Consider the following 6,144-nt stretch of genomic DNA (forward strand, 5'->3'; position numbering starts at 1 on the left):
GTTCAAGAAGTAATCAGGGTAGCTCGTCATGACCTGCACATGCTCGGAAGCGATGCGGTCCGCCTCGCGCACCATCTCCTCATCGGACTCACACACGATCACTTCGCCGTAGTCTGCCCAGGCCTTGCCGGCGAGTTCCGCTGTCGGCAACCGCAGAAGCTGCCGTTCGACTTCGGCCATGGTTGCCCGGGCGAGCTTCTCGGAGGTGGTAAGCAAGACGGCGGGCGAGGTGGGCCCATGCTCGGCCTGGCCGAGGAGATCGGTTGCGCAGATCTCGCCGTCGACGCTTTCGTCGGCGATGATCAGTGTTTCGGTCGGGCCGGCGAAGAGGTCGATACCGACGCGGCCGAAGAGCTGGCGCTTGGCTTCGGCGACAAAGGCATTGCCGGGACCGACCAGCATGTCGACCGGGGCGATAGTACCGGTGCCGAGCGCCATGGCGGCTACTGCCTGCACACCGCCAAGCACGTAGATTTCGTCGGCACCGCCCAGATGCATGGCGGCGACGATCGCCGGATGCGGGCCGCCGTGGAAAGGCGGTGCGCAGGCAATCACGCGCTTCACGCCGGCTACGCGCGCCGTGACTACGCTCATATGCGCCGAAGCAACCATCGGATATTTGCCGCCGGGCACATAACAGCCAACGGCATTGACTGGAATGTTGCGGTGGCCGAGTACGACGCCGGGCAAGGTCTCGACTTCGATATCCCTGATGGAATCGCGCTGATGCTGGGCAAAATTGCGCACTTGCGCCTGGGCGAAGCGGATGTCTTCGAGATCGCGTGGAGCAACCGCGGACAGGGCTTTTTCAATGTCCTGCTCGGAAAGGCGAAAGCTTTCTGGCGACCAGTTGTCGAATTTTTCAGAGAGCTCGCGCACGGCCGCGTCACCTCTCGCCTCGACGTCGGCGAGAATATTTTCAACGGTCAATCGCGTTCTGGCGTCGACCGCCGCCACTGTGCTCGCGTCCTGGCCGCGCTTGAGATAACTGGGCATGTTCGTCCTCGTTCTTGAAAAAGGTGGAGCGGGCGGCGTGACGCCGCCCGCCTTGGCCATTACGGATTGACGGTTGGCTGAACCTTGGTGAGCTTGTACTGGTCTGCCGGCGGCTCGCATTTCTGGCAGTTGATGCCGGGCTCGTCGGCGGCTTTCGGAACATCGGCCGGCAAAGGCTGGATGGTCGCGCCTGGGGTTGGCTTGCCTTCAAGCGCCGACTGGATGGAAAGCTCCGGCAGAAGCGTCGGGCTGAACACCTCCGTCACGAAGGAACTGGGCACGACGCCTTCCGGGAAGGCGTTGCAACCATCTTCGAACGTCTGGCCTTTGCACAGCTTGACCTGGTCGGCGGGCACCCATGGCAGAGGATATTCGATGTTGCCCGGCTTGAGATCGCGCTTTCCAGTCAGGGCTTCCATCATCAGCTTGAAAGCATAGCCAGCACTGGCCGGCGGCGAGCCGGCGGAAACGCCTTTCAGGCCACGCTTCTGGAAATCTGGATTGGCCAGCGCAAGGCGGAAGCCATTCGAGTTTTCGCCCGTCATCGGCACCAGTTTGCTTCCCTTGTCCATGAGGGCCTGGATCGCACCGTATTCACCGGCCTGAGCCCAGATGCCGTCGACGTCGGGATGCGCTGCGAGCGCCTTGGCTGTTTCCTGCTGGGTCGTACGGTCGTCCCAGAAGGAATAGTATTCGTCCACGACCTGTATGCCGGGGTACTTCTTGAAGACCGACATGGCTCCATCGGTGTGGCGCTTGTCGACCGAGTTGCCGGGAACGCCGCGGCTGAGGAAGATCTTGCCTTTGCCGCCGAGCGCATTGACCAGGGCCTGAGCGCTGTTCTCGCCAAAGCCAGCGGTAATGTAACTGACGTTGTAGGCGCAGGGCTCGGTGACCGTCGCGTCGTACATGAAGAACTTCACGCCCTTCTCGCAGCCTTTGTGGATGACGCGATTGAGGGCGGTGGAAGAAATCGGAAAGCTGATAATGCCGTCGGCTTTGGCGGCAATCATGCTCTCATACGCAGCGATCTGAGCCTGGGGATCCGTGCCCGAGATCACCTGGGTCAGTTCCACGGTCTTGTCGTAGGGTGGGGTGGCGGCAAGCGCCTTGACGATGTTGGCTGCCTCCGACTGCCAAGAGTTGCCGCTGTAGCTCATGCTCAGGTAGATTTTGAACTTCTTGTCCTGCGCTGACGCCGACGGGGCGGTGAGCGAAAGGCTGACCGCGGCAGTACAAAGAGCGGCTGCGCATAGACTTAGTTTTCTCTTCCAGTTTGGCATCGAAGGTCTCCCAGATCGTTGACCGCTTGTTGATGGGAACGTTCTCACTGAACGTCCCGGATCGCCGGGCGCGGGCGGTCTTTACCGCGCCAGTCGGCGTCTTAGGAACGCGAAGGTGTTTTCCCTCAGCAGGAGCAGGGCAATGAGGATGATCGAGCCCTCGATGACCGTGCGCCAGCCCTGTGGAATGCCAAGCGCCGAGATCACCGTACTCAACGCGGTGAGCAGGATGGCACCGCCTATCGTGGCGACGAAAGAGCCGCTGCCACCAAGAATGGACGAGCCGCCGATGACGACGGCCGCAATCGAGGGAAGCAGATAGTCGTCGCCCATGCGCAGCGTTGCGCCGTTTGCGTAGCCCGCCAGCATCATGCCGGCAAACCCGGATGCGGCTGCGCTCAGCATATAGGCGATCAGAACCGAACTGCGCACTGCAATGCCCGCGACATGAGCCGCGACCGGATTCGCGCCGATGGCTGTCAGGCGGCGACCGTAGGATGTTCGACCCTGCAGCACTGAGCCGAGGATGGCGAAAACCAGGATGAATAGGAGGATGACCGGGATGCCGATCCAACTCGCTTTCATCAGAGCGGTCAGGATTGGGGGAGCCGCGCCGCGCGGTGTGCCGCTCGTAAGCCCAAGTGCTGCGGAAGCGGTGATGATCCCCGTCGCCATGGTCATGATGAAGGGCGGGATACGCAGCAAGGTCACCCCAAGGCCGCTGATCCCGCCAATGCACGCGCAGATCAGCAAGATCGCCGGTATCAGCGGCAAGCTCATGCCGCTGGAGGCATCGATCCAACTGGTCGTCAGCACGCCGCCAAGCGTTATGAGCGCCGGGACTGAAAGGTCGAGACCTCCGATCATGATGACGATCCCCTGGCCGAAGGCCACGACGATCAGGAACGACGCCAGAAGGATTATGGTGTTGACGTGATCCCATGAACCGAGTGCCGGGCTGACGAAGCGTGAACCCAGCACCAGCAGGATACTGATACCGAACACGCAGACCGCCGTGATTGTCTCTGGCCGCAAGCGTGCGGTACGCCTATTGTCGGCGACACGTTCCGTGTGCCGTTGGGCCCGCGGGGCAGGGGCTACAGCCGCCCCGGGAGGGTGCGCTTCGGTCACGTTGCACCTCTTCGTTCAACAAAATGCGTCACGACATTTCCAAACACCACCGCCAGCACGAGCACCACGCCCTGGAAAATGCCGGTGTAGAAGGACGACACGCCGCCGGCGAACAGCACCTTCTGCAGCAACATGAGCGTGGCGGCGCCGATGATGCTGGCGATGACACTGCCGCGCCCACCGCTCAGCGACGTGCCGCCGAGCGCCACGGCAGCGAAGGTCAGCATCAGGAAAGAGGCGCCTGCGTTGGGATTTCCTGTCGCAGTTTGAGCGCTGAGCATGAAACCCGCGAGGCCGTAGAGCATGCCACCGATAACAAAGCTTAGAATTCGGACGCGTTTGACATTGATGCCTGACAGATGCGCAGCTGTTTCATCAGCCCCCACGACATAAAGGCCTGTGCCGAACGCCGTGCGTCGGCAAATCATCCAGAGAGCGACAACGCCCGCGACGAAGAGCCCCGAGATCGGGATCACGCCGAAAAGCACGTCGGTCAGATCATAGGAGATGAAATCCGCGACCGTACCTCCCGGCGCGTCGAGGATGACCAATGAAAGGCCCTGGCAGATGATCATCGTCGCCAGCGTGGCGGCGATCGACTGGAGACGCAGCACGGCGACCAGGAAACCGTTTACCAGGCCGACCACGCCTCCGATCGCCAGGCAGATGGCAAGGCTTTCGACTGCCCCCAACGGGCCGTCCAGCGGATAAGCCGCCATGATGACATTGGTTAGCGAGATGACGCCGGCGACGGAAAGGTCGAAGCCTCTGGACAGCACGATCAACGTCTGACCCGCCGCCGCGATCGCAAGGGGAACGGCATTGTTCGTCAGGTTGAGCACTGTGTCGGCGGTCAGCGCGGTAGGATCCCATATGGAATACAGGCCATACAGGATGATGTAGAGAACGATGATGATGCCGGTGCCGCTGGCCAGTAAGGCTTTTGCCCTTGCCGGCATTGACGGGGCGAGGCGGTGAGAGGTGGCTGCCGCCTTGGTTGCAAGAATGCTCATGCCGCGGCCTCGCGCTTTGATTTTGCGGGGTCTCGGGAATGACCGGTAAGGGCTGCGACCAGCGCACGCTCTTCGATGGCTTCGCCCGTGAACTGCTCGAAAATTCGTGCGCCGTAGAGCACCAGACAGCGGTCGGCCAGACGCGTCAGTTCTGTAAGTTCCGATGAATAGAGAAGCACCGATCCACCCCTGTCGGCAAAGGCCTGAATGGCCGCGTAGATAGCCTGCTTGGTGCCGACATCGACGCCTCGGGTCGGATCGTAGAGAAGCAATGTACGCGCGCCCGTAAACATCGCACGCGCAAGCAATGCCTTCTGCTGATTGCCTCCGGAGAGGTCGGCGATACGAAAATCGAGATAGCGAGGATTGAGTTCGACCCCTTCGGATGCCCGTGCGGCACTGTGCCGTTCCAGCGCGGGCCAGACAAAACCGGTCCGGCTGATGTTCTGGATGACGGGCAGCACGATGTTTGCTGCCGTCGACAGTGTCGAGAATATCCCTTCCACCTTGCGTTCTTCGGGAAGGAAGCTCAGTCCGGCCGCGATGGCATGACGTGGGCTTTTAGGTTGTACGGGCTTTCCCCCGACCAGGATTTGTCCCGACGTCGCTTTATCCAGGCCGACAAGGGTGCGGAAAAGTTCGCGCTGGCCTTGGCCTTCCAAAGCGGCGATGCCGACGATCTCGCCCTCTTTCACGTCGAGTGTGACGCCCTTGAGCTTTGCGCCGGTGACATTGTTCAGTTCGAGCGCGGAACGCGTCTCGCGAGCGAACGAGTGGGTGCGGCGCCCGTGCGCCATCTCCGTGCGGCCGACCATCAGCTCGAAAATATCGGCATCGCTGGCGTCCGATAGTCCGACGCTTGCCACGGAACGGCCGTTTCGCAGCACCGTTGCCTGCTTGCACAAGGTGCGCACCTCGGCCAGGCGGTGTGAAATATAGAGGACGGCGGTCCCGGCCGCAGTCGTGCTGCGAACCAGATCGAACAGCCATTCGACATCGGTCAATGCTGCCGTAGGCTCGTCAAGGATAAGAACCTTTTCGGCATAGTGCATGGCTCGGGCGATCTCGAGCCGCTGCCTGTGGGCGAGCGACAGGCTGGCGATGCCGGCGATCGGCGAGACGTCATCCAAACGATAGCGATGCAGGATTTCAGCTGCGGCTCGCGCTGTCTGGTAGGGAGAGACCAGGCCGAACGCCCCGCGCTTCATGGCGGGCAGCAGCAGCGCTTCGGCAACGGTCAAGTTGGGCGCGAGGCTCAATTCCTGGAAAGCCGTGGCGACGCCTGCTTGTCGCGCATGCAGGATCGAATGCGGCGCATAGACCGCACCGTCGAGACGCATCTGACCGCTGTTTGGCGCAATCACACCGCTGAGGATCTTGACCAGCGTGGATTTGCCGGCGCCGTTTTCGCCGAGCACCGCATGGACTTCGCCCGCCGCCAGATCCAGCGACACATTTTCCAATGCTGTGGTCGCGCCGTAGGATTTGGTAACGGCAACGGCCTGCAATCGTGGCGGCGACACACTCAACAGATTTCCTCCAAAACGCCCTCTTCCATCCCAAAACACGCAGTGAGAACGTTCTCTTTTTACTATTTCATCGAAATGCGCTGTGATCAACAGATCATCGACCCTTTAATTGCGGAACCGCATATCTTCCGATTTCATCCCGGGCTGCTGCCTTCAACGGCGGTTCAATGAGACCGCAATGATGATGATGGC

5 protein-coding genes are annotated in these 6,144 nt (G+C 61.2%); all 5 read right to left on the reverse strand.

What is annotated here, in order from left to right; genetic code table 11:
• Positions 1 to 996, reverse strand: a 996-nt coding sequence (gene hisD / locus EN914_RS20405; RefSeq protein WP_127389224.1) for a histidinol dehydrogenase, incomplete at its 3' end; no start/stop codon positions are given.
• 59 nt (positions 997 to 1,055) lie between these two features.
• On the reverse strand, positions 1,056 to 2,156 hold the full coding sequence (locus EN914_RS20410; RefSeq protein WP_245265401.1) for a sugar ABC transporter substrate-binding protein: 1,101 nt from the start codon (positions 2,154 to 2,156) through the stop codon (positions 1,056 to 1,058).
• 204 nt (positions 2,157 to 2,360) lie between these two features.
• Complete coding sequence (locus tag EN914_RS20415; protein ID WP_050580526.1) at positions 2,361 to 3,284, reverse strand: ABC transporter permease; 924 nt, start codon at positions 3,282 to 3,284, stop codon at positions 2,361 to 2,363.
• Positions 3,285 to 3,406: 122 nt separating this feature from the next.
• Positions 3,407 to 4,423: an ABC transporter permease gene (locus EN914_RS20420; RefSeq protein ID WP_024505176.1), complete on the reverse strand. Its 1,017-nt coding sequence runs from the start codon at positions 4,421 to 4,423 to the stop codon at positions 3,407 to 3,409.
• Positions 4,420 to 5,946, reverse strand: a complete 1,527-nt coding sequence (locus tag EN914_RS20425; RefSeq protein WP_027035676.1) for a sugar ABC transporter ATP-binding protein — start codon at positions 5,944 to 5,946, stop codon at positions 4,420 to 4,422. The genes EN914_RS20420 and EN914_RS20425 overlap by 4 nt, the downstream gene beginning before the upstream one ends.
• Positions 5,947 to 6,144 lie beyond the last annotated feature (198 nt).

The sequence above is a fragment of the Mesorhizobium sp. M7A.F.Ca.CA.001.08.2.1 genome (genome assembly GCF_003998455.1).
Lineage (GTDB): Bacteria > Pseudomonadota > Alphaproteobacteria > Rhizobiales > Rhizobiaceae > Mesorhizobium > Mesorhizobium ciceri.